Origin of the sequence: Yinghuangia sp. YIM S09857, from assembly GCF_051388915.1 — a bacterium.
In the GTDB taxonomy this organism is placed as follows: Bacteria; Actinomycetota; Actinomycetes; order Streptomycetales; family Streptomycetaceae; genus Yinghuangia.
In genome coordinates this window covers 80,405-102,832 of record NZ_JBPKBH010000001.1, presented here as the reverse complement: position 1 = coordinate 102,832, position 22,428 = coordinate 80,405, and the positions used below count along the sequence as shown (strand labels likewise).

17 protein-coding genes are annotated in these 22,428 nt (G+C 72.3%); 11 read left to right on the top strand and 6 right to left on the bottom strand.

Translation table 11 applies throughout. The features are described 5' to 3' along the window. Nucleotides 1–240 precede the first annotated feature (240 nt). Genes ACRX5S_RS00460 through atzF form a run of 5 tightly spaced genes read left to right on the top strand, consistent with a single transcriptional unit; the run spans nucleotide 241 to nucleotide 6,932 of the window. The gene (locus ACRX5S_RS00460; protein WP_436770638.1) at nucleotides 241–1,809 is read left to right on the top strand and encodes an amino acid permease; all 1,569 of its coding nucleotides are present in this window, start codon (nucleotides 241–243) and stop codon (nucleotides 1,807–1,809) included. Then, the gene (locus tag ACRX5S_RS00455; protein ID WP_436770637.1) at nucleotides 1,806–2,543 is read left to right on the top strand and encodes an urea amidolyase associated protein UAAP1; all 738 of its coding nucleotides are present in this window, start codon (nucleotides 1,806–1,808) and stop codon (nucleotides 2,541–2,543) included. The genes ACRX5S_RS00460 and ACRX5S_RS00455 overlap by 4 nt, the downstream gene beginning before the upstream one ends. Beyond that, nucleotides 2,540–3,211 carry an urea amidolyase associated protein UAAP2 gene (locus ACRX5S_RS00450; protein ID WP_436770636.1) on the top strand — a complete coding sequence of 224 codons (672 nt, stop codon included), beginning with the start codon at nucleotides 2,540–2,542 and terminating at the stop codon, nucleotides 3,209–3,211. The genes ACRX5S_RS00455 and ACRX5S_RS00450 overlap by 4 nt, the downstream gene beginning before the upstream one ends. Next, nucleotides 3,208–5,271, top strand: a complete 2,064-nt coding sequence (locus tag ACRX5S_RS00445; RefSeq protein ID WP_436770635.1) for a 5-oxoprolinase/urea amidolyase family protein — start codon at nucleotides 3,208–3,210, stop codon at nucleotides 5,269–5,271. Before ACRX5S_RS00450 ends, ACRX5S_RS00445 begins: the two co-directional genes overlap by 4 nt. After that, nucleotides 5,268–6,932 (top strand): allophanate hydrolase, encoded by a 1,665-nt coding sequence (atzF, locus tag ACRX5S_RS00440; protein ID WP_436770634.1) that lies wholly within the window; start codon nucleotides 5,268–5,270, stop codon nucleotides 6,930–6,932. The genes ACRX5S_RS00445 and atzF overlap by 4 nt, the downstream gene beginning before the upstream one ends. A 172-nt stretch (nucleotides 6,933–7,104) precedes the next feature. On the opposite strand, the gene ACRX5S_RS00435 is transcribed toward atzF, so the two are convergent. From ACRX5S_RS00435 to ACRX5S_RS00415, 5 genes are all read right to left on the bottom strand, one after another. Next, nucleotides 7,105–7,623: a hypothetical protein gene (locus ACRX5S_RS00435; RefSeq protein ID WP_436770633.1), complete on the bottom strand. Its 519-nt coding sequence runs from the start codon at nucleotides 7,621–7,623 to the stop codon at nucleotides 7,105–7,107. Between the two features lie 73 nt (nucleotides 7,624–7,696). Next, on the bottom strand, nucleotides 7,697–8,143 hold the full coding sequence (locus tag ACRX5S_RS00430; RefSeq protein ID WP_436770632.1) for a DUF1508 domain-containing protein: 447 nt from the start codon (nucleotides 8,141–8,143) through the stop codon (nucleotides 7,697–7,699). Next, complete coding sequence (locus ACRX5S_RS00425; protein ID WP_436771124.1) at nucleotides 8,121–8,927, bottom strand: phosphate ABC transporter ATP-binding protein; 807 nt, start codon at nucleotides 8,925–8,927, stop codon at nucleotides 8,121–8,123. Before ACRX5S_RS00425 ends, ACRX5S_RS00430 begins: the two co-directional genes overlap by 23 nt. Before the next feature lie 503 nt (nucleotides 8,928–9,430). Further along, nucleotides 9,431–10,375 (bottom strand): sortase, encoded by a 945-nt coding sequence (locus ACRX5S_RS00420; RefSeq protein WP_436770631.1) that lies wholly within the window; start codon nucleotides 10,373–10,375, stop codon nucleotides 9,431–9,433. 1 nt (nucleotide 10,376) lies between these two features. Further along, nucleotides 10,377–12,728 carry a hypothetical protein gene (locus tag ACRX5S_RS00415; RefSeq protein ID WP_436770630.1) on the bottom strand — a complete coding sequence of 784 codons (2,352 nt, stop codon included), beginning with the start codon at nucleotides 12,726–12,728 and terminating at the stop codon, nucleotides 10,377–10,379. A gap of 401 nt (nucleotides 12,729–13,129) precedes the next feature. On the opposite strand from ACRX5S_RS00415, the gene ACRX5S_RS00410 reads away from it, so the two are divergent. The 6 genes from ACRX5S_RS00410 (at nucleotide 13,130) to ACRX5S_RS00385 (ending at nucleotide 20,859) form a co-directional block, all read left to right on the top strand. Next, on the top strand, nucleotides 13,130–14,107 hold the full coding sequence (locus ACRX5S_RS00410) for a PstS family phosphate ABC transporter substrate-binding protein (protein WP_436770629.1): 978 nt from the start codon (nucleotides 13,130–13,132) through the stop codon (nucleotides 14,105–14,107). 282 nt (nucleotides 14,108–14,389) lie between these two features. Beyond that, nucleotides 14,390–15,391, top strand: a complete 1,002-nt coding sequence (pstC, locus tag ACRX5S_RS00405; RefSeq protein ID WP_436770628.1) for a phosphate ABC transporter permease subunit PstC — start codon at nucleotides 14,390–14,392, stop codon at nucleotides 15,389–15,391. Nucleotides 15,392–15,447: 56 nt separating this feature from the next. Further along, the gene (pstA, locus tag ACRX5S_RS00400; protein ID WP_436770627.1) at nucleotides 15,448–16,608 is read left to right on the top strand and encodes a phosphate ABC transporter permease PstA; all 1,161 of its coding nucleotides are present in this window, start codon (nucleotides 15,448–15,450) and stop codon (nucleotides 16,606–16,608) included. Between the two features lie 41 nt (nucleotides 16,609–16,649). Continuing rightward, nucleotides 16,650–18,371, top strand: a complete 1,722-nt coding sequence (pstS, locus tag ACRX5S_RS00395) for a phosphate ABC transporter substrate-binding protein PstS (RefSeq protein WP_436770626.1) — start codon at nucleotides 16,650–16,652, stop codon at nucleotides 18,369–18,371. Between the two features lie 137 nt (nucleotides 18,372–18,508). Beyond that, nucleotides 18,509–19,264 (top strand): hypothetical protein, encoded by a 756-nt coding sequence (locus ACRX5S_RS00390; RefSeq protein WP_436770625.1) that lies wholly within the window; start codon nucleotides 18,509–18,511, stop codon nucleotides 19,262–19,264. A 170-nt stretch (nucleotides 19,265–19,434) separates the two neighbouring features. Next, nucleotides 19,435–20,859 carry a hypothetical protein gene (locus ACRX5S_RS00385; RefSeq protein WP_436770624.1) on the top strand — a complete coding sequence of 475 codons (1,425 nt, stop codon included), beginning with the start codon at nucleotides 19,435–19,437 and terminating at the stop codon, nucleotides 20,857–20,859. Nucleotides 20,860–20,980: 121 nt separating this feature from the next. Here the strand turns inward: ACRX5S_RS00385 and ACRX5S_RS00380 are convergent, their stop codons facing one another. After that, nucleotides 20,981–21,715: a class F sortase gene (locus tag ACRX5S_RS00380; protein WP_436770623.1), complete on the bottom strand. Its 735-nt coding sequence runs from the start codon at nucleotides 21,713–21,715 to the stop codon at nucleotides 20,981–20,983. Nucleotides 21,716–22,428 lie beyond the last annotated feature (713 nt).

Below are 22,428 nucleotides of genomic sequence, written 5' to 3'. Positions count from 1 at the left end.
GGGGCCGCGTCGGCCCCGTTCCACGGCGGGGGAAAAGCCCGGGAGGCCAGGTCGATCCGGTACGTCCGGATCCCGGTCCCGGGGAGCTCCCGTGACGCATCATCAGCACTTCCTCACTGCGGCGGCCGTCACGCGCAGCAGGACCGCGCATGCCGCCATGCGCCCGCCTCCCGGTCCCCGGGCACCCCATCGCCGCGCCCCTCTCCCCTGCGCCGCACCGCGCGCGGAAAGGCCCATGCCATGACCACGCTCAGCGCCCCGTCCGGCCCGCCGCCGGCCGCATCCGCGCCCCCCGGTGAAACCGCCGGAGCCGGAGCCGCCGACGCGCACGACCTCGCGACCTTCGGCTACCAGCAGCAACTGCACCGCAAACTGGGATCGTTCGCGTCCTTCGCGGCCGGGTTCTCGTTCGTCTCGATCCTCACGACGGTGTTCCAGCTCTTCGCGTTCGGCTTCGCCTTCGGCGGCCCGGCGTTCTTCTGGACCTGGCCGATCGTGTTCGCCGGGCAGCTCCTGGTCGCGCTGTGCTTCGCCGAGCTCGCCGCCCGCTACCCGATCGCCGGGTGCGTCTACCAGTGGTCGCGCCGCCTCTCCACCGGTCTGACGGGCTGGTTCGCGGGCTGGCTCATGCTGATCGGCCAGATCGTCTCGGTCGCGGCGGCCGCCATCGCGCTCCAGGTCGTACTGCCGAGGATCTGGTCGGGATTCCAGCTCGTCGGCACCGACACCGCGCTCACCTCCGGCGACGGCGCCACCAACGCGGTGCTGCTGGGCACCGCGCTCATCGTCGTGACCACGGTGATCACCGCGGTCGGGGTCAAGGTGATGTCGCTGGTCAACAGCGTCGGCGTGGCGTGCGAGCTGGTCGGCATCGCCCTGCTGATCGCACTGTTGTTCTGGCACGCGGAGCGCGGGCCGTCGGTCGTCACCGACACCGGCGGCGCCGGGGGCGAGGGCGGCTACTTCGCGGCGTTCCTGGTGTCGGCGCTGATGGCGGCGTACGTCATGTACGGCTTCGACAGCGCGGGCGAGCTCGCCGAGGAGACCAGGAACCCCCGCAGGACCGCGCCGCGGGCGATCCTCCGCGCGCTCATCGCCTCCGGGGTCGCCGGGCTCCTGCTGCTGCTCGGCGCCCTGATGGCTGCGCCGAGCGTGACGGACGGCGAACTGGCCGCGGGCGGGCTGCCGTACGTCCTGACCACGCAGCTCGGCACCGGGCTCGGCAAGGCGCTGCTGGTCGACGTGGCCATCGCGATGTTCGTGTGCACGCTGGCTATCCAGACGGCCGCGACGCGCCTGGTGTTCTCGATGTCGCGCGACGGCGTGCTGCCCGGGTCGGCACGGCTGGCCAAGGTGTCCCCGCGCACCGGGACCCCGGTGCTGCCCGCGCTCGTGGTCGGCGTGCTGGCCGCCGCGCTGCTGCTGGTCAACGTCGGGCGCGCGGAGCTGTTCACGGCGCTCACCTCGGTGGCGATCGTGCTGGTGTACGTCGCCTATCTGCTGGTCACGCTGCCCATGCTGATCGCCCGGCTGCGCGGCCGGCTGTCCGCGCACGAGGGCTTCGGGCTGGGCCGGTTCGGGCTCGCGGTGAACCTGGGCGCGGTCGTGTACGGCCTGCTCATGGCGGTCAACATCGCCTGGCCGCGGGCGGAGGTGTACGACCCGGCGGGAGGGCACTGGTATCTGGAGTGGTTCGCGGCGCTGTTCGTGGGCGGCGCGCTGGTCGTGGGCGCCGGAGCATACGCCCTGCTGCGCCGCGAGCACCGGCGTACCGCACCGGTCGCCGTCGCCGCGGGGGTGGCGTCGTGACCGCGCTCCCCCACGCGCCCGGGGCGCCGCTGTACGGGCACGAGATCGCCGCGGGCGCCGCCTGGACCGTGCGCCTCAACCGCCACCGGGCGCTGCGCCTGACCTGCGTGGACGACGGGGCCAACGCGTCCGTCCTGGTGTTCGCTGCGGCCGATCCGCTCGAACGGCTGAACGTCCCGGACACCCTCAAGGCGCAGATGTCCGCACGAGTGTGCCCGCCGATGGTCCTGATGTCGGACATGGGCCGCGCGCTGGCGTCGATGACCGGCTCGTCGCTGGACTGGCACGACGCGATCACCGGGCACAGCACCGACGCGCAGGTGCTCGCCCGGTTCGGGCCGTCCGACTACGCGGGCGACCGCAACGCGTGGCGACGCAGTGCGCGTTCGGGGCTGCTGGACGAGTTGGGGAAGCACGGGCTCGGCCGCCGCGACCTGCACGCGACGCTCAATCTGTTCAGCAAGGTCGTCCCGTCCGGGGACGCGCGCGGCTCGCTGGTCTTCGTGCCGGGGCACGCGTCGGCCGGGGACTGGGCGGAACTGCGGGCCGAACAGGACCTGTTGGTGATGCTGTCGACGGCACCGCATCCCATGGACCCCGCACCGAAGTGGGCGCCGGCCCGGGTGCGCGCGACGGTCGCGGCCGTACCCGCGCCCGGTGTCGACGATCCGTCGCGGGTGTTCCGCGCCGAGTCGGGACGCGCGCTCGCCGCGACCGAGAGGAGCCTCGCGTGACCGCCATCGACACCGGCCTCCTGCTGGACACGACGGTTGCGGCCGGGGACGGCTGGACCGGGGAGATCCCGGCCGGCGGCCGCCTGCGCATCGTCGACCTGTGCGGCAACCAGGCCGTGGACACCCTCTTCTTCGATGCGCACGACTACGCAAACCGCTACAGCGCCGTGGACACCGTTCGCGAGCAAGGTGCCGTCTACCTGACCACGGGCTCCGTACTGCTGTCGACCGGTCTCGACCCGCTCGCGACGATTGTGGACGACACATGCGGCAGGCACGACACGCTCGGCGGCGCATGTGCGCAGGAGAGCAATGTGGTGCGCTACGGCGAGCACACGCGGCACCAACACGCGTGCCGCACCACGTTCCTACGGCAGGTCGCGGCGTGGGGCCGCGGCCTCGACAAGCACAGTCTCGACAAGCACGGCCTCGACAAGCATGGCCTCGACAAGCGCGACATCACACACAACGTCAACTTCTTCATGAACGTCCCGCTCGCGCCCGACGGCGGGCTTGCGTTCGAGGACGGCGTGTCCGCCCCGGGCAAGTACGTCGAACTGCGCGCCGAACGCGACATCCTCGTGGTCGTCAGCAACTGCCCCCAGCTCAACAACCCGTGCAACGGCTACGACCCGACGCCGGTGCGGCTCATGGGGTGGTCCGCGTGACGGCCGTCGCGGGAGCGGAGTCCCCGCAGACGGCATCGGCGGCCCCGCCGGGCTTCACCGTGGTCGCGCCGGGCGTGCAGTCGTTCGTCGTGGACCTGTCCGGACGCCGCGGGCTGTGGGGCGTGGGCGTGCCGCCGTCCGGCGCGTTCGACGACCGCTCGTTCGCGCTGGCCAATGCCGCGGTGGGCAATCCGGCGTCGGCGGCGGGGATCGAGGCCGTGCTGCGCGGCCCGGTGCTGCGGTTCGAGCGGCGGGTGCTGGTCTGCCTCGCAGGCGCGGTCGCCCGCGCCACGCTGGACGGCCGTCCGGTCGTCCCCGGCCGCGTCACCGTGGTCGAGCCGGGCCAGGTCCTCGACCTCGGCGACACCGTCGGCCCCGGGCTGCGGCAGTACCTCGCGGTGGGTGGCGGCATCGCGGTCCCGGCGGTGCTCGGCAGCCGGACCACCTTCCTGCTCGGCAAGTTCGGCGGCCACGAGGGACGCGCGCTGGCCGCGGGCGATGTGCTCGGCATCGGCTCGGCGGAGAACCTGGCCGCGCCGCTCGACGTCACCGCGCTGCTCCCCCGGCTCGCGGACGCGTGGGAACTGCGCGTCGTACCGGGCCCGCACGGCGCACCCGAGCACCTGACCGACGACGGCCTGGCCGAACTGTTCGCCGCGGAATGGCGGGTGGACCACCGGGCGGACCGCACCGGCGTGCGCCTGGTCGGGCCGCCCCCTGGCTGGGCGCGTGGGGACGGGGGCGAGGCGGGGCTGCACCCGAGCAACATCCACGACAGCGCGTACCCCGTCGGGGGGATCATGCTGTCCGGCAACACCCCGGTCGTGGTCGGGCCGGACGGGCCGAGCCTGGGCGGCTTCGTGGTGCCCGCGGTCGTGGTGCGGGCGGACCGGTGGAAGCTCGCACAGGCGCGGCCGGACGACCGCGTGCGGCTCGTCCCGGTGACGCCGCAAGAAGCCGCGGACGCGAACCGGGCGCGGGACGCCGAACTCGCGGACCCACGAGCCGCCGCCGCGTGGCTGGAGGTGCTGGGCGGCCACGCCTCCGACCTGCCGCCGGACGGAGCCGGCCCGGAACTGCCCGAGCCGCTGCTGGTCCTGCCCGCGGCGGGGGTGCGCCCGGCTCTCGCGGTCCGGCACGCGGGCGACTGCCACGTGCTGGTCGAGGCCGGTCCGCCGCGGCTCGACCTGACCGTGCGCCTGCAAATTCACCTGCTCGCCCGGGCGTTGGCCGAGCGGTTCCCCACGGGCGGGGCGACGGGGATCACCGAGGCGGTGGAGGGCGTACGGTCGCTGCTTCTCGCGTACGACCCCGAAGTCCTCGACGCGCGGGACGTCGCCGAGGCCGTGCACGCGGCGTGGTCGACCCTGCCGGATCCGCGCGACATCGAACTGCCGGTGCGCGAGGTCGTGTTGCCGCTGTCCCTGGACGATCCGGCGGCGCACGAGGCGATGCTGCGCTACCAGCGCGGCGTGCGCCCGGACGCGCCCTGGTGTCCGGACAACGTCGAGTTCATCCGCCGCGTCAACGATCTGCCGTCGCGCGAGGCGGTGTTCGACGTGGTCGAGGCCGCCACGTACCTGGTGCTGGGGCTCGGCGACGTCTACCTCGGCGCTCCCGTCGCGGTGCCTCTCGACCCGCGGCACCGGCTGGTGACCACGAAGTACGACCCGGCACGCACCTGGACGCCGGAGAACGCGGTCGGCATCGGCGGCGTCTACCTGTGCGTCTACGGCATGGAGGGCCCGGGCGGCTACCAGCTCGTGGGCCGGACCGTCCCGGTGTGGCGGTTCACCGACTCCGACGAACCGCCATGGCTGTTGAGGCAGTTCGATCTGCTGCGCTTCCGACCGGTCGCTGCGGACGAACTACTGCGCCTGCGCGCCGAGGTCGCCGCCGGACGCGCCGGCCCGGAGATCCGCGAGGCGACGCTGACCTGGGACGACCTGACCGCGGCCACCGTTCTGCTGACCGCCGAACAGCGGCGCGAAGCCGCCGACTTCACCGCGCGTCGCGAGGCCGCGTTCGCCGCGGAACGCGAAAGGTGGGCCGCACGTTGACGACATGGATCTCCCGGTACCCGGAGGATCGGCTGAAAGCCCGCGAACGGTCCGCACCGACCGGCGGATCGCTCGCGGGGGTCCGCTTCGCGGTGAAGGACAACCTGGACGTCGCCGGGCTCCCCACCACCGCGGCGTGCCCCGCGTTGGAGGACCGCGTCGCGACCCACGACGCCGAGGCGGTCCGCCGTCTCGCGGCGGCCGGCGCGGTCCCCGTCGGCAAGACCAACATGGACCAGTTCGCGACCGGCCTGGTCGGCACCCGCAGTCCCTACGGCGCGTGCCGCAGCGTCGCCTCGCCGGACCACGTGTCGGGCGGCAGCAGTTCGGGCAGCGCGCTCGCGGTCGCCACCGGGCAGGTCCCGCTGGCGCTCGGCACGGACACCGCCGGGTCGGGGCGGGTGCCCGCCGCGTTCAACGGCCTGGTGGGCGTCAAGCCGACGCGGGGCCTGGTGTCGACGCGAGGGCTCCTGCCCGCGTGCCGGTCGCTGGACTGCGTCACCACTCTGACCCGCACGGTCGCCGAAGGACGGGCGGCGCTGAGGGAGTTGGCCGGATACGACGCGGCGGACGCGTGGTCGCGCGCGGCTCCACCGGTGGCGCCGCAGGGGATCGCCGCGTCGATGGGCGTGGTGGGCGTTCCGTCCGGGCCGCTGGACCTGGACGGCAAGCACGAGGAGGCGTGGCGGGGCGCGGTCGCGCGCGCGTACGAGATCGCGGACGCGGTCGTCGAGGTCGACGTGGGCGCGTTTCTGGAAGCGGCCCGGCTGTTGTACCAAGGGCCTTGGCCCGCCGAGCGGTTCGCCGCCTTCGGGACGCTGCTGGCACCGGACGGACCGCATCTGGACCCGACGGTGCGCCGCATCGCGATGGCCGGGCGGCTGGTGACCGGCGAGCAGGTGTTCGCGGGCCTGGACCGGTTGGCCGAACTGCGGCGCGCGACCGAGCCGGTGTGGTGGGACGTGGACGCGCTGCTGCTGCCGGTGACGCCGACGCATCCGACCCTCGCGGAGGTCGCGGCGGATCCGGTGGGCGTCAACGCGCGGTTGGGGACGTACACCAACTTCGTGAACCTGCTGGACCTTTGCGCGGTCGCGGTGCCGTTCGGCGAGCGCGCGGACGGCCTGCCGTTCGGAGTGCAGTTCGTGGCCCCGGCGTTCGCGGACGGGCCGCTGCTCGACCTCGCGTCGCGGTGGTGCGGCGAGAGGGACGCGGGGGTGCCGATCGCTTCGGGACGCACGCAACTCGTGGTCGCGGGCGCGCACATGAGCGGTCTGCCGCTGAACCGCCAGGTGCTGGGAGTCGGCGGACGGCTGTACCGGCGCGCCCGGACGGCCGCGGGGTACCGGCTCTTCCGGCTGCCCGGCGACGGCCTCCCGCGCCCGGCCCTGGCCGCGACCGGCGACGGCCCGGCGGAGGGGATCGCGGTCGAGGTGTGGGATGTACCCGAACAGGGCGTCGGTGCACTGCTGGACGCGATCCCGGCGCCGCTCGCGCTGGGTCGCACGCAGTTGGCGGACGGCACGTGGGCGACGGCATTCACGGTGGCCGAGGGCGGGTTGCGGGGCGCGGAGGACATCACCGAGTGCGGCGGGTGGCGGGCGTACCTGCGCCGACGGGAGGAGGACGCGACGTCCCCTGCGTGGCGCGGCGCGATGTGACCGACACGGTGCTCCACCATGTGAGTTCAGGGGAAGAGGCGGCGTGTTCCGACGGTGGGGGCCGGTGCCGCGCGGGAATTCGCCCGTGTGGCACCGGCCCCGGTGGCTTGCGCTGGTTCCCGGTCCGTTACCGGACGGTCTTCCGGTGTGTCGGCGTCTTGGTGACGTCGTCCTACGACGCGTCGGGCGCGTCGGGCTTGGCGGCTGCCTCGCGCGTCTCCGTCTCCGCCGGAACCGTCTCGATCGCCCCCGTCTCCCCGGTCTCCCCCGTCTCCCCGGTCTCCCCCGTCTCCCCCGCCGAGGCCGCGGGCGCGGACGGCTCGGCGGCGGTCGGGGCCGGAGGCGCTTCGGCAGGCCGAACTTCCGGAGCGGGGGCGGAACTCGGCGGTGCGGGAGTCGGCGCGGGGGCCTGGGCCTGGGCCGCCGCCCGGGGCTTGGGCGGGGCCTTCTTGGCCATGGCCTTGCGGTCCGGCTCGGGCAGCCCGAGGCCCTTGAGCTCGTCGGCGGTCCAACCACCCGCAAGGGCCTCGGTCCAGGCGTGCAGCACCCGTTGCTCGCCCTCGGCGGCGGCGCGTTGCAGCGGCTCCAGCTCCGAGGCGGCGGCGGTCAGTTCGCGGATCAGCTCGATGCGCCGGTCGAGCAGGGCCCGGGCCGCCGCTTCGGCCTTCATAATCATGGTGTCATCGGCCATGCACGCACCGTAGTGGATCGCGCGCGCCAGCCGAAATCTCCCACGCCGACCACCAGTCCTCCTACCAGTCCGTTCACCAGTCCTCCCCTAACGCGACCGTCACGAGCGCGCGCACGAAGCGGTCGAAGGAGATCTGGCAGCTCTCCAACCGCTCGTACGTGCGCGCCGAGACCACGACGACTGCTCCTCCGTCTGCTGCGAGGCTCCAGCTCCAGCCCCGACCCCCGTCTGCGCGTCCCATGAGCGGTCGCAGGTCCGCCACGTTCGTGCGCAGCCCCTCCAGTTCCGCGCGGCAGACCGCCACGCTCGCGTACCCCCGCGCCGACCGGGCGATGACCCGGCCGTTGGGCGCGATCATCCGCCACCGGACCCGGCGTTCGGCGTCCAGGTGGACGTCGTACCGCGCGGTGCGGTCGGAGGCGGTGCGGTCGGAGGCGCTGCGGTCCGGGGCGGTGCGGTCGGCAGTGGTGTCGGAAGTGGTGCGTGAAGCCTCCGCCTCACCCGAATCGGCCGGCGACATAGTCGGCCGTCCGGGTGTCCTGCGGGGAGCCGAACACCCGCGTGGTCGGCCCCGACTCGACGATCCGGCCGGGCGTGTCCTCGGCGGCGAGGAAGAACGCGCAGTGGTCCGACACGCGTTGGGCCTGCTGCATGTTGTGCGTGACGATCACGATCGTGACCTCCTCGCGCAGTTCGGCGATGGTGTCCTCGATGCGTCGCGTGGACGTGGGGTCGAGGGCAGAGCAGGGCTCGTCCATGAGCAGCACGTCGGGGTCGACGGCCAGCGAACGGGCGATGCACAGGCGCTGCTGCTGTCCGCCGGACAGCGCGCCGCCGGGCTGGCGGAGCCGGTTGCGCACCTCCGCCCACAAACCGGCGCGGGTGAGGGCGGATTCGACGACCGCGTCCTTGTCGACGCCGCGGCGGCCGGTGAGCTTGAGGCCGGAGACGACGTTGTCGTAGATCGACATGGTCGGGAAGGGGTTGGGCTTCTGGAAGACCATGCCGACGCGGCGGCGGGTGTCGATCGGACGCCGTGCGGGGGCGTAGATGTCGTCCCCGTCCAACAGGACCTCGCCCGCCAGTTGGGCGGACGGGATGAGCTCGTGCATGCGGTTGAGGATGCGCAGGAAGGTGGATTTGCCGCACCCCGATGGGCCGATGAGCGCGGTGACGCTGTTGGCGGCCATGGTCAGGTCGACGCGCTCCAACACCTTGTGGGAGCCGAACCAGGCGCTGACCGAACGGGCCTCAAGCGTCGAGGCGTTGCGGCCGCCGGGCTTCGGGACGAGCGGCGATGGGATGGGCTGGGTGGTCGCGGTGGTGCCGCTGGACACGAGGAGAACCTTCCGCTCCGGGGACGAATTGTGCTTTCCCGCCGGGGACTTGGTCGTGTGGCCCCGAGGTGGCGGCCGCGTGGTGCGCGGTGCTCCGGCGGTCTTGCTCGCGCGCGGTCGCCGGGCCTGGGCGGTCCGGGTCGCGCGCGGTGGTGCAGGAGGATCCCTTGCATGGTTCGGTCGGTCGTCGGTCAGGCCGCATGCACCTCACCTCATGTCATTCCATGCTGAAAACCCCGGTCACCACCTCACTCGTTGACCGAACTCACGTCCATACCCCGCGTGTTGTGCTCATTGTGTTGTTCCGTCCCGCACACGGGGGCGTCACCTGCCGTTGACTTTCCGCGTAGCTCGGAGCGGGGGTGGTGGTGGGGACAGGTGGCGGTGGTCCGGACAGGACGGGACCGGTGGGGGGCCGCCCGGGCGGCACGGGGTGGGACCGGCCGCCCGGACGTGCGGCCACGGGGGCGTCACAGCGTCGCGGGCAGGAGTCGGGCGGCCGTGTCGTACAGGCTCCACAGCACCGCGGCGGTGATCGGGACGCCGAGGAGCAGCGTGACGCGCCGGTCATAGCGGCGCAGGGCCCATGCGGCGACGGCGACCACCAGGACGAGCGCCTGCGCCCACAGCAGCAGCCCGATGCCCACCCCGGACTCTCCCCCGGTCCCCTTCTCGTCCTCGCGGATCGTCCGGGTCCGGCCCCGTTCGGCGAGCTGGAACTCGCCCTGGAGGTCGGCCACGACGACCGTACGTCCGCGCGGGCGCCACCACGAGTCCGCGGTGACCAGGGTCAACTGGTGTGCGCCGCCTGGGGAGATGGCGTCGTCGGAGCCGTTGCGGATGTGCTTCTTCTCGCGTACCAGGTAGGTGAAGTCGCCTTGCTGGGTGGTGACATAGATGCGGTGGCCCGGCTTGAGCGTGTCGATGCGGCCGAAGGGTGCGCCGTACGTCCAGGACTTGCCCATCAGCACCGAGTTGCCGAATCCGCCGGGCAGCGACGTATTGCGCAAGTGACCTGGTCCGCCCCGGAGTTCGTTGGCCGTGGTGCCTTCGACCACGACCTGCCTGAGGTCGATGGACGGGATCTCCAGGACCGCGACCGGCGTCCCCTCCTCGATGTCGCCGCCGATCGGGGCGGTGTCGTTGTAGAGGCTGTCGGAGATGCGGTCGAACAACTGCCGCTGGGTACGGGCCTGTTGCAGGTCGGAGGCGACGGCCAGGTAGCCGATGAAGCCGCCGAGGAGCACCACGACCAGTCCCATGGCGACGCCCGCGATGGTGAACGGGTCCCACGCCGGGCGGGTGTCCTTGGGTTGCCGCGGAATCACCTGGAGTGCGGTGGATTTGGCGGGTGTCCCGCCCGCGCTGGGGGCGGGCGGGACGGACGTCTCGGGACGCGGGTCCACAGTGGTCATGTCAGCTTGCTCCGGTGGGCCTGCGGCGGACGAGGGAGATGAGGGCGGCCACCGGCGGCGGCCAGTTCCCGGTCCGGCGGCGCCAGCCGATGCCCAGCAGCACCGGGGCGGCGACCGCGGCGCCCAGGGACATCACCGAGAGGACGAGGAACAGGATCGCGGACGGATCGCCGCGCAAGGCTTGCTTGATCCGCTCGGCGAGGGCCGCCGGGAGGTTCTCGGGCCCGTCGTCACCGGACGCGGCGGCCGGGCCGGTGCGCGGCGAGGAACTGGGCGAGGGGCTGTTCCCGGGAGGCGGGGACGCCCCCGTCCCGCCGCCGCCCGTACCGCCGGTCGCGGCCGCGTCGTCGGTGTTCGCCCCGTCCGGCGACTGGCCGCCGGGCTGCTCCCCGTCGCTCCCGCCGCTCGTGCCGAGCGTGCCGCCCGCGCTGTCCCGCGTGGGCGTCGGCGACGGCGTTTGGGTGTTGGGCGGCACCACGGCGGCGGCCTTCCGCACGGCCTCGCGGGCGGCCGTGACCTGCTGCTTCTGCGTGGCGTTGAGCGGGGCGTACCCCGGCGGAAGCCGCCCCGGCTCCAGCCCGCCGACCTGGCCGGGGCCGGAGGCGTACGCGAGGTAGGTGTCGATGGACGCCGCCAACTCCGTGGTGAGACCTTTCGTGGGCAGGGCGACGACGTCGGTCGTGGTGAGCGGGTACGCCTTGGGGTCGGTCGCGGCGAAGTCGTTGCTGAGCGTCACCCCGTCCGCCCCGCGCTTCGCGGCGGCCACCCCGGCGGAGATCGACTCGGTGGTGGGCGCCACGAACTCCCCTGCCGCGTTGCGGAGTCGGACCACCGGCAGCTTCATGCGCTCGGCGGCTTCGAGGGAGGTTATGCCGATCACCGCCCGTGCCCCGGGCGGATCGGGGTCGACCGACTTGGGCAGTCCTCCGACACCGGTGATCATCTCCGGCCCCTGTGCCTTCCCGAGGTTGTCGGCGATCGTCCAGTACGAGCCGATCGGACGGTATTGGGACTCGCGCTCTTCGATGCGGTTCGTGAGCAACCCGATCGGATACTCCAGCTGCGGAATGCGCCAGGCGTCCGGGCATGCGATGCCGTTCTCGTCGACGGCTCCGCCCAGCCAGTCCCTGGTGGCCTGATCCGAGAGAAGCCACCGTGTCAGCTCGTGAATCGTGTCGTCGTTGACGCCGCGCACAAGAATCCCGTGGAGTGTCGTGATCCCGGGCAGACCCGGGTTGATCGCGGTGAATTCCGGATCCTCGAACAGAGATCTGTAGTGGTCGTACGTGGGCGGGAAGCCGGGCACCTCCTTCTTGGGCAGGCTCCCGCTCTTGTACTTCTCCTGGATTCGGTACGCATCCGTGAGCAGTTTCGCCACCAGTCGAGGTGTCAGGTTGAGGGGTGGCAGCATCACGGGCTGGCCGCTGGCGTCCCATACCTCCAGGTTGGCCGCGAGCACGATCGCACCGTTCGTGACCGGGGCGTACACGACTTCTCCGGCTTTGCGTCCGGGTTGGCCGCTGGATGCCGTGCCGAGGCTCTGGTCCAGCGGGCCGCCGAGCGGTTGCGTGGTGATCGCCGCGTCGACGGTGCCGTTGCGGAACGTGTCACGGCCCTCGGGCGAGGTCCCCGCGGTGACCGTCGTCATCATGGGCTCGGCGGCACGGCACATCCCGCCCTGCCATGACAGACCAGCCATGTTGTGCTCGGAATTGCCCCCCAGCCGCAGTGCCACGCCGCGATCCGCACACTGGCCGGGCTCGGGTGCGAAGTGCAGGGGTGCCCAAGCCGCCTGGCCGCCTTGGACGGCGAGGTCGAATTCCGAGCTCAGGGGGATGTTCGCGTGCCCGGAGCCGGGGACCGAGTTGGCAGGCACCAGGTTCTGCGGCGTCGACCCGGGAGCGGGGCGCAGGACGACTGCGAGGATGCACTCCGTGTCGTCGCCGCACCCCAGGCTGGGGCGATCCGACTTGGGAAGTACCTGAATCCATCCCTCGCCTTCGGATCCGCTCGCGCCGAACGTCGCCCGGTGCCCCACCACGGAGCCCCTGGGCAGCCCGGTCTCCGGATTGATCGCCTCGTCGGTCACGCCGTCGCATTCAGAGCCCTTGGGCACGGTGCCGCGGCACTGGTAGATGCCGAGGGCGTACCTGTTGGGCATGAAGCCGCTCCAGCCGACCTTGATCCGCTGGTTCACCAGGTCGGTGGACTGCGACAAGGTCACCTTGGGGCCACTCGGTTCTTCGGCCGAGGCCGGCCCGGCGGTGTACGCCAGGCCGCCGAGTGCCCCGAGCACGAACGCCAGGAGGGCGGCGGTCAGCCCCGGGGCATGCCACGGCCGGCTGAGGAACAAGCGTTGCACGGTGTCTCCGGTCGTCGGTCGGGCCGCGCTACCCGCGGCGGCTCCCGGCGCGCCAACTCGCGCGCAGGGTCCGGGAACCACCTCACCGGTCGGTCGAACTCACGTCCAGGGCCGGGAAGTTGTACTCATCCTTTCGTTCCCTCCCGCACACGGCTTGGTCACGTGCCGTTGACCTGGCCGGGGCCCGCGTCGTCCTTCGGCGGTATTCGTCGCCCGTCCGGGACTGAAATCCGTGCTGTGTCGGGCCATTTGCGCGCCGGACACCTGGGCCATCGAGCGTTTCCGCCGCGGTTACGTCGAGACGTCCGAACAGCGGCAAGTGTGGTGGTCGTTGCCGCGGCAACACCCATCCAGCACACGGCAGCCCCATCGGGCTCCGGGAGGGAATCGCCATGATTCGCAAGCTCGCCACTGCCACCGCGGCTGTCGCCGCCGCCCTCGTCCTGGCGGTGCCGTCGGCCGCCGACGCCGCGACCGACGAGTATGCGGGTGTCGGCTCGGACACCACGCAGGATGTGATGCGCGCCCTCAGCGAAGAGTACAGCCTGGACAACCCCGACTACCTCTGGACGAGCATCGACGCAGGCTCGACGTCGCAGACCATCCAGAACCTCGGCACCTGCCCCGGCGTGACCTATTCGTCGGGCAACCCGGCGCCGAACGGTTCGAGCGCCGGCATCGAGGCCCTGCTGCTCGGCACGAACAACTGCATCGACTACGCCCGTTCGTCGCGTGCCCTCAAGCCCGCCGAGACTGCCTCGCTGACCGCGGTGCGTCTGGGCGGCGACTCGGTGACCTGGTCGGCCCTTCCCCAGGCGAACGGCGGCTACGCCCCGAACCCGATGAACCTGACGCTCGCGCCCGCCGACGTCACCGACACCCTGCGCAAGATCTACAAGTGCGAGATCACCAACTGGAGCCAGGTGCCCGGCGGCAAGGCGGGCGGCGGCGACATCGTCCGCTACTACCCGCAGACCGGCTCCGGCACGCGCGACTTCTTCACCAACTCGGTCCTGGGCTTCGACCCGACCATCCTGTCCACCGGCAGCTGCACCACGGCGCCGAAGATCGTCCAGGAGAACCGCGGCAGCGCCGTGCTTCCGGCCGACCGCGCCACCGCGATCCTGCCCTACTCGAAGGCCGCCTGGACCGCGCAGGCCAACAGCTCCATCACCGGAGTCCCCGACAACCGCGCCCAGTTCGCCCTCGGCACCATCAACGGCATCGCCGCCGGAGCCAACGGCTTCGTCGGCAACCGCGAGGTCTTCAACGTCTACAAGACCGCGACCGCGCCCCAGACCCTCAAGGACTTCCTGAACTGGGCCGCCGCCCAGAACACCATCAAGGCCACCTACGGCTTCACCCCCTGATCACCCCCACGTAGCCCCACCGCCGCCCCGGAGCCCGCACCAGGACTCCGGGGCGGCGCCACGCCCCCGGCGCCTCGCCGAACCGTCTACGGCGGGTGTCGCAGGTGCGGCCGAACGTGCCGGTAGAGGGCAACAGGCCCTTCGAACAGGCTCGTTCGTTGTCATCTCTTGTTTCCTTCGCAGTCGCCCCGGGCGTACTGGGGCGCTGGTTGGCTCGATTCGATTCGGTTCCAGGGCCGGAAGGCCGCCCTGTCGCCAACGCACCGACCCGGGGGCTCACGCATGACTGCCGCAGTGCCGGACGCCGAGACCGACACTCCTCGCCGCATCGCGGTCCGGCGTACCCGGGTCGACCTGGCGTACCGCTGGACCACGCGTCTCGCGGCGTGTGCCGTCCTGGCGCTGCTGGGGGCCATCGGCCTGTACCTGCTGCGTCGCGGGTACGACGCGCTCGACGCCGCCGGGTGGTCGTTCTTCACGGAGGACGAATGGACGCCGGTGGGCGGCACGTTCGGCGTCAAGGGGCTGCTGGTCGGGACGGTCCTCGTGGCCCTCGTGGCGCTGCTGGTGGCCGTCCCGATCGCGCTGACCGCGGCGCTGTTCATCACCGAGTACGCGCCACCCAGCACCCGCCGGGTGCTCACGTCGATCGTCGACATGATGGCCGCGGTGCCGAGCATCGTGTACGGCCTCTTCGGATTCTTCCTGCTGCAACCGCAGTTGATCCCGATCAGCGAATGGCTCGCGACGCACTTCGGCTTCGTCCCCATCTTCGAGGTGCACAAGCTGGAGGGCGTAAGCCGTTACGTGGACGGGCAGTTCGCCTCCTCGCTGTTCATCTCGGGCGTCGTCGTGTCCTGCATGGTGATCCCGATCTGCTGCGCGGTGATGCGCGAGGTGTTCGCACAGGCGCCGGCCGGCGAGAAGGAGGGCGCGCTGGCGCTCGGCGCGACGCGCTGGGGCGTGGTGCGGTCCGTCGTCCTGCCGTTCGGCCGGGGCGGCATCATCGGCGGCGTCATGCTGGGCCTCGGCCGCGCGCTGGGCGAGACGATCGCCGTCGCGATCGTGCTGTCCTTCGACACCGGGTTCACCGTCCGGGTCCTGGAGGGCCACGGCTCCACGATCTCCACGCTCATCATCCTCAAGTTCGGCGAGGCCGACGAGTTCGCGCTGTCCGCGCTCATGGCCGCCGGCCTGGCGCTGTTCATGATGACCCTCATGGTCAACGTGGTCGCGGGCTGGGCCATCTCCAAGTCGCGCAGCGGCGGCGCCACCGAGGCGTGACCGGCCTCGTCCCGATCCGATCGTCCCCGTCCCGCTTGGAGTGGAGAACCCGCAGCATGACGACCGTCACTGTGCCGCCGCCCCCGGCGCCGACGCCCCCGCCTCCTTCGCCGCCCGTCGAGCCGGAGTCCCCGGAGCGCCGGGTACCGCTGCGGGGCGTCCCGCTGGAGGACGTCGGCGTCGCCGCCGCATCGATGCTCGCCGGGGCGTCGTTCGCCTGGGTGCTGTACGGCCGGATCCTGCCGGTGTCGGGATGGCAGGGCTATCTGGTCACCGCGTACGCGTCCTTCGTGGCGCTGTACGGCATCAGCACCTATCTGCGGTCCGACGGCGTACGGGCGCGCGACCGGATGGCCGGCACCGTCGTGACGACCGGCATGCTGGCGCTGCTCGGCACCGTCTTCACCGTCATCGGCTACATCTTCGAACGCGGCTGGGACTCGATCGACCTCGACTTCTTCACGAAGACGCAGGAGTACTTCGGAGCGCTGAGCGGCCCGGAGGTCGCGGTCGGCGCCGGGCACGCGATCGTCGGGACGCTGGAGCAGGTCGCGCTGGCCACCGCGATGACGGTGCCGCTCGGCATCGCCGCGGCGGTGTACCTCAACGAGGTCCGCGGGCGGCTCGCCGGGATCGTCCGCATCGTCGTCGAGGCGATGAGCGCGCTGCCGTCCATCGTCGCGGGGCTGTTCGTGTACGCGGTACTCATCATCGAGTTCAAGCAGGGCCGCAGCGGCTTCGCGGCGTCGCTCGCGCTGGCCGTCATGATGCTGCCGATCGTCACGCGCACCGCCGAGGTGGTGCTGCGCCTGGTCCCCGGCGGGCTGCGGGAGGCGTCCCTCGCCCTCGGCGCGAGCGAACTGCGCACGCTGTGGCACATCGTGCTGCCCACCGCGCGCAGCGGCATGGTCACCGCGGTGATCCTCGGTGTGGCGCGCGCCGCCGGCGAGACGTCGCCCGTGCTGCTGGTGGCGGGCGGCAACTCGCGGATGAACTGGAACCCGTTCCACGGCGAGCAGGAGTCGCTGGTCTTCTTCATCTGGCGCAACGTCAAGTCCCCCAGCGACCGGCTCAATTCGCTCGCGTTCGGCGGCGCGGTCGGGCTGGTCTCGATCGTGCTCGCGCTGTTCGTGCTCACACGCCTGATCGCGGGACGCGCCCCGGGCGAGCTGAGCCGCCGTCAGAAGCGCCGGATCGCCCGCGAGTCCGCGCGGTGAGCCCGTTGCCCGTAATCCGCCTCATGTCGGGAGCCGACACCGTGTCCAGCAGCAGGTCCCCAGCCCGAGCCCTGTCCCGAGTCCTGCGCCTGGCGGCGGCGCTGGGGCTGGGCGCCGTGATGACCGTCGCCTCCGCGCCGTCCGCCAACGCCGCGATGGAGCCGATCTACGGATCGGGCTCCACCTGGAGTCAGGTCGCGGTGGACCAGTGGTCGCGCGACGTCGCCAGCCGCGGGATCAAGGTCAACTACGGTGGCGGCGGCTCCACCCTGGGCCGCAGCCAATTCATGCAGCAGACCGTGGACTTCGCCGTCTCGGAGATCCCGTTCCAGCCGGCCTACCGTTCACCGAACGGAGTGGTCGTCGACGAACAGAAGATCATGCGCGACCGCGACATCCAGTTCGCCTACCTGCCCATCGTCGCGGGCGGCACGTCGTTCATGTACCACCTCAAGGACGGCAACGACAAGATCCGCAACCTCCAGCTGTCCGCCCCGACGCTCGCCAAGATCTTCACGGGGCAGATCAAGGTCTGGAACCACCCGGACATCAAGGCCGACAACCCGCACATCCGCAGCCTGCCGCCGAAGCCGGTCATCCCGGTCGTGCGCTCCGACGGGTCGGGCACCAGCGCGCAGTTCAGCCTCTACATGTCCACGATGGTGCCGACCATCTGGAAGACCGGCATGACGTCGGACTTCCCGGTCCCGCCCGGCGGAAAGGCGCAGCCGCAGTCGGACGGGGTGGCCAACTGGGTCGCGGCGTCGTACGGGGACGGCGCGATCACGTACGTGGAGTACGCGTACGCCAAACAGCGCAACTTCCCCGTGGCGTCGGTCAAGAACGCGTCCGGCAGGTACGTCCAGCCCACCTCTGACGCGGTGTCAATCGCCCTCACCCAGGCGGAGTTGGCGTCCGACTCGACGCAGAAGCTCGACAACGTCTACAAGATGACGGACGTGCGCGCGTACCCGGTGTCGAGCTACAGCTACATGATCGTGCCGACGAACTTCCCCTCCGGAACACGGTTCAACACCCAAAAGGGCGAGACACTCGGGCGCTACATCAAGTACTTCCTGTGCGAGGGCCAGAAGCAGGTCGACAACCTCGGATACTCCCCCCTGCCACCGAGGTTGGTCGGGTTCGGCTATGCCGCGCTGAAGAAGCTCCCGGGCGCGCCCGATCCGGGTCCGATGCCGCGCGACATCAACAACATCACCCAGGCCGAATACGACGCCTGTCCGAACCCGACCTTCAAACCGGGTTACATCAAGCCGATCGACAACAACCGCCCGGGCGGCACCAACGGCGGCGCGAGCGGCGGAAGCAACGGCGGCAACAGCGGCGGTACGACCGGCTCCGGCGGCAACTCCGGTGGCGCATCCGGGAATTCCGGCAACGCCGCCACCGGTGGCGACGACGCGACCGGCGGCACGGGCGGTGCCCCCGCCGACGGCACCGCGGGCGACGACGCGACCGGGGGCACCGGAGACGCCACCGGGCAGCCCGCGTTCGACCCCGAGACCGGTGAGGCGCTGGACGGTGCCGCGGGCGGGGGCGACGGAAGCGGCGGCGGAAGCGGCGGGAGTGCGAGCGGTGCGCAGAGCGCCGGATCGATGAACCTCACCGACCCACCCGCGATCCCCGCGATCTGGTTCTACGTGCTCGCCGTCGGCACCCTCGCAATCGCCGTAGGCGGCGGCCCGGCCCTGTACTCCTACCTCGACAAACGCCGGACCTCGGCGCGCAGCAGCGGCCCCTGACCGGGGGCCGCCCCAGAACCGCTCACCCCCCTTCCCCGCCCCGCACGTCCCGCACCACCCCGGCGCGCCCCCACGCGCCTTCGAGGGCATGCCCGCGTCGCGGTGTGCTCCGGCCAACCCCGAAGGGAAGCACCACCATGAAGTTCCTCCGTCCCCGTGCCCTGGCCTCGGTCCTGCTGCCGGTCGCGACCCTCGCCGCGCTCGCGGTGCCCGCGTCGGCGAGCGCGCCGACGGCCGCGCCGGCGCCCGCCCCGGCGATCACCGTCACGCCGAACTACGGAGCCGCCAACGGGGGAACGGCGGTCGCCGAGACCAATGCCCCCTGCCCCGAGAACGCCACGTCCTTCCGGTTCATGCTCGACGGCCCGAACGTGTCGTCGTCGCCGTTCGGCAGCTCGCGGTTCGGCACGCCGCTGCCGGCCGACCGGATCCCGGACACCTCGGTCGTGGGGCAGCGTCCGCTGTTCCCAGCCAGCCGTCCGCCGGTGAACGGCGCGTCGTACGCGCTGACCGCGGAGTGCCTGGACGCCGACCTGGCCGTCACCACGCTGGCGACCACCACGGTCAAGGTCAACGAGAACGTGTGGACGACGCTCCAGCCCAAGGTGTACGCGCTGCCGTCGAAGATCGGCTCGCTGCGTCTGGCGCTGGTGGCGTACACCGGGTTCGCCTCGGGTGAGCAGGTCACCGGCGTGCTGCGGGCGGCGGACGGCACGACCGCGCCGGTGACGCTCCAGCCGCAGGGCACCGGGCCGCAGGGCAACGGCGCGGCGCTGCTCCAGATCCCGTCCTCGGTTGCGGACGGCTCCTACACGCTCGTGATCACCGGCGCCAACTCGAAGGCGATCGGCGAGATCGCCGTGACGCTGGACACCACGCGCGTCTGGTGGTGACCGGCACCGCGCCCTGAAATCCACCTGTCGTCCCATCTGACGTCCCACCACGTCCGACCTGACGTCCCATCAGGACGGCTCCCGGCGGCGTAGGTCCACCGCGACCGCGCCGCCGGGGGCCTCCGGCCGGCCCGCCGGTTCCCCTGTCCCCTCACCTACCGGAAGTCGCCATGCTGCTGGTAAGAATCCTCGGCGCCGCCGGAGCGGTCCTGCTCACGGCGTCGCTCACCACCGCCCTGACGGCGTCGGCGGAAGAACCCGCGCCGCCGGCCGAACTCGTCTTCGCGCCCGCCACCGGACAGGTGGCGGTCGCCCCCGATCCCGAAGTGCCCGGAAGCGGCTCGTCCGGCACCGGGGCGACCATCAGCGTCGACACGCCCTGCCCGACGACGCACCGCAACCGGGTCCGGCTCGAACTGGTGAACCCCGCGACCGGGCTGGCCAAGAGCGTGTTCTTCAACCGCCCGACGGCCGACGGCATGCTCGTGTCGACGACCGACCTCAACTTCTGGACCGTCGGCGGCAACACCTTCCCGGCGCCGGACTCCCTGTACGAGGTGCACGCCAAGTGCATCGACACCGCGAGCGTTCCCCTCGTGGTGGCCAAGGCGGTCGTCAAGGTGACCGGCACCACGTGGACCGCGGCGCCGCTCGGCCTCGAGTACCACCCGGAGATCACCAACCTCGGGGACACGCTGACGGCGGGCACTCCCACGCCGCTGGTCCTCAAGGGCTTCCGGCCGTTCGACCGGATCGCGGTCGCGGCTCGACCGGAATCCGACCCTACGGCGACGCCCATCGAGATCGCGACGGTGACGTTGAACGCCACGGGCGACCTCAACGGTGAGATCACCGTCCCGAGTTCGTGGACGACCGGCACCTACCGCGTGACGATCACCGGCGCGCAGACCGGGGGCGAGCCGCCGGCGAAGACGCTCGTCATCAGGGCGAGCAACTTCGGCATCACCCTGACGCCGCAGAACGTCAAGGCGAACGAGCAGGTCACGGTGGGAGTCACCGGCTTCGCGCCGAACGAGCAGGTCGAGCTCAAGTTCGTCACGGGCACGGCGAAGCCGCTGTGGCAGACCGTGACGGTGGACGCTCAAGGCGCGCACTCGCAGGCGTTTGCGCTGCCGACCGGCACCCGGCCGGGAGCGCACGCGGTCGAGGCGGAGGGCAAGACGTCGCACGCCGCCGTCAACCTCCAGTTGGGCGTGCTCCCGTCGTCGTCGCAGCCCCCCACCTCGGAGCCGCCGACCTCGCAGCCGCCCACTTCGCAGCCCCCCACGTCGGAGCCGCCGACGAGCGAACCGCCGACGGAGACGGGCGACCCGACGGACACGGGTACGCCCACCGACACCGGAACGCCGACCGCGACCGACACCGGCGGTTCCAACGGCGGTGGCGACACCGGCGGTTCGAGCGGCGGAACCGGCGGCTCGGACGTCAAGGGCGGCGGTCTCGCCAGCACCGGCGCCCTGGGCGACCCCCGACTGTTCGGCACCGCCGGCGCCCTGCTGATGGCCGGCAGCGGCGCAGTCTGGTACCGCATGCGCCGCCGCTCGACCCTGTTGGAGGCCGACGGCCAGGTATGAAGCCGACCGGCAAACCCTGAGCCCGGCCCGGCAACACAGCACGGCCCGCGCACAACCAGGCGGCGGCCGCACCAGGCCGCCGCCTGTGCCGCCGCAACTGGCCGATCGCCGCCTCTACCCCCTACTCCTGTGCGGTCAAGCGGGCGAAGGCGACCACGTTGCCCGTGTACCCCTTCTTCTTGTCGTACTTGCCGCCGCAGGTGATGACGCGGAGTTCCGGGACGCCCGTTCCGCCGTAGACGCGTTCCACCGGGAAGTCCTTCTTGCCGAACACCTGCACGCCGTACACGGTGAAGACCGCCGTCTTGCCGTCCTCGCGCGGGACGCGGATCACCGATCCCTTGCGCAGCGTCCCCAGGTCGTAGAACACCGCCGGGCCGCTCGGCACGTCGACGTGGCCCACGATCACCGACGTACCCTCGGCCCCCGGCGTGGGCGAACCGTCGTACCACGCCGCGAGGTTGCGGTCCTTGTCGGTGGGCGCGTCGATCCAGCCCTTCGCGGTCAGCCCCACCCGTGTCAGCTTCGCCTGGACGCCGATGCTGCGGATCTCCACGAGCATGGGCGGCGACGGCGGCATCGGCGGGTGCGCGCTGGGCGACGGAGAAGGCGGCGCTTCGGGGACGGTCGCCCCGACCGGCACCGGGGCCGCCTGCGGGGACGCCGCCGCGGCCGACTTCGCGTCCGGTCCCGGCACCACCGGATCCGGGGACGGGGACGGCACTGTGGACGCGGCAGTTGTGACACTCGGCCCCGCGGCCGCTGCCGGTTGCGGCGGGCCGCCACCCCGGCCCAGTCCCTGATTGGCGATCACAATCCCGGTGAGCACCGCCCCGAGCACGGTCGCGACCGTCAACAGCCTTCCTCGGCGCGTGAGTTGGAGCGCCGTGGGAGCGTGCCCGCCTCGACCGGCGCGCCCCGCGCGTCCCGTCCGGCCGTCGCGAGCATCCCGCCCGCGCGGATCGGACGGCCGTCCGCCCGGCCGCGGACGGCGTCGTTCCGGCGGCTCCGACGGCCGCCGCCCGCCGACTCCCGCAGCCGACCGACCGCCGCCACGCCCCACGTCGGCCGACCCCCGAGCCGTCTCGCGCCCCCGACCCGCCCCCGTGCGGCGGTGGCGCACAGCGTCAGGCGGTCGATCCCGCCTCCGCGAGTCCGACGACCCGGACCCGCCGTCCGCGACCGGCCGCCGCTCGCCGGGTGTCTGCGAGCCACCCTGGCGAACGGTGCGGCGGTCACGGCCGGATGCGTCTCCCGAACGCGCATCCGCGTCTGTCGCGGGGCCGTTCCGGTCCGTCGCGTCTCGCCGACGTGCGGCGGCGGACGGTGTACGCCGTCCTCCGTCGCGGTCCCGGTCCGGTGCGGTCCCGCCCAATCGGGAGGCCGCGGACCGGCGCGAGCGATCCGCCATGGGCCCGGTGCCTCCCTTCCTGCCGTCGTCCGGTGCCGCGGCGTCGCGCCGCGCTCCGGCTCCGGTGTCACTGCCCGGTGTGGAGTCCGATCCGGCCTCCTCTCCGATTCGCGGCCCCCTGGGGGGCCTTCGCCGCGGACTGGGGTCCGGCCGCGCGG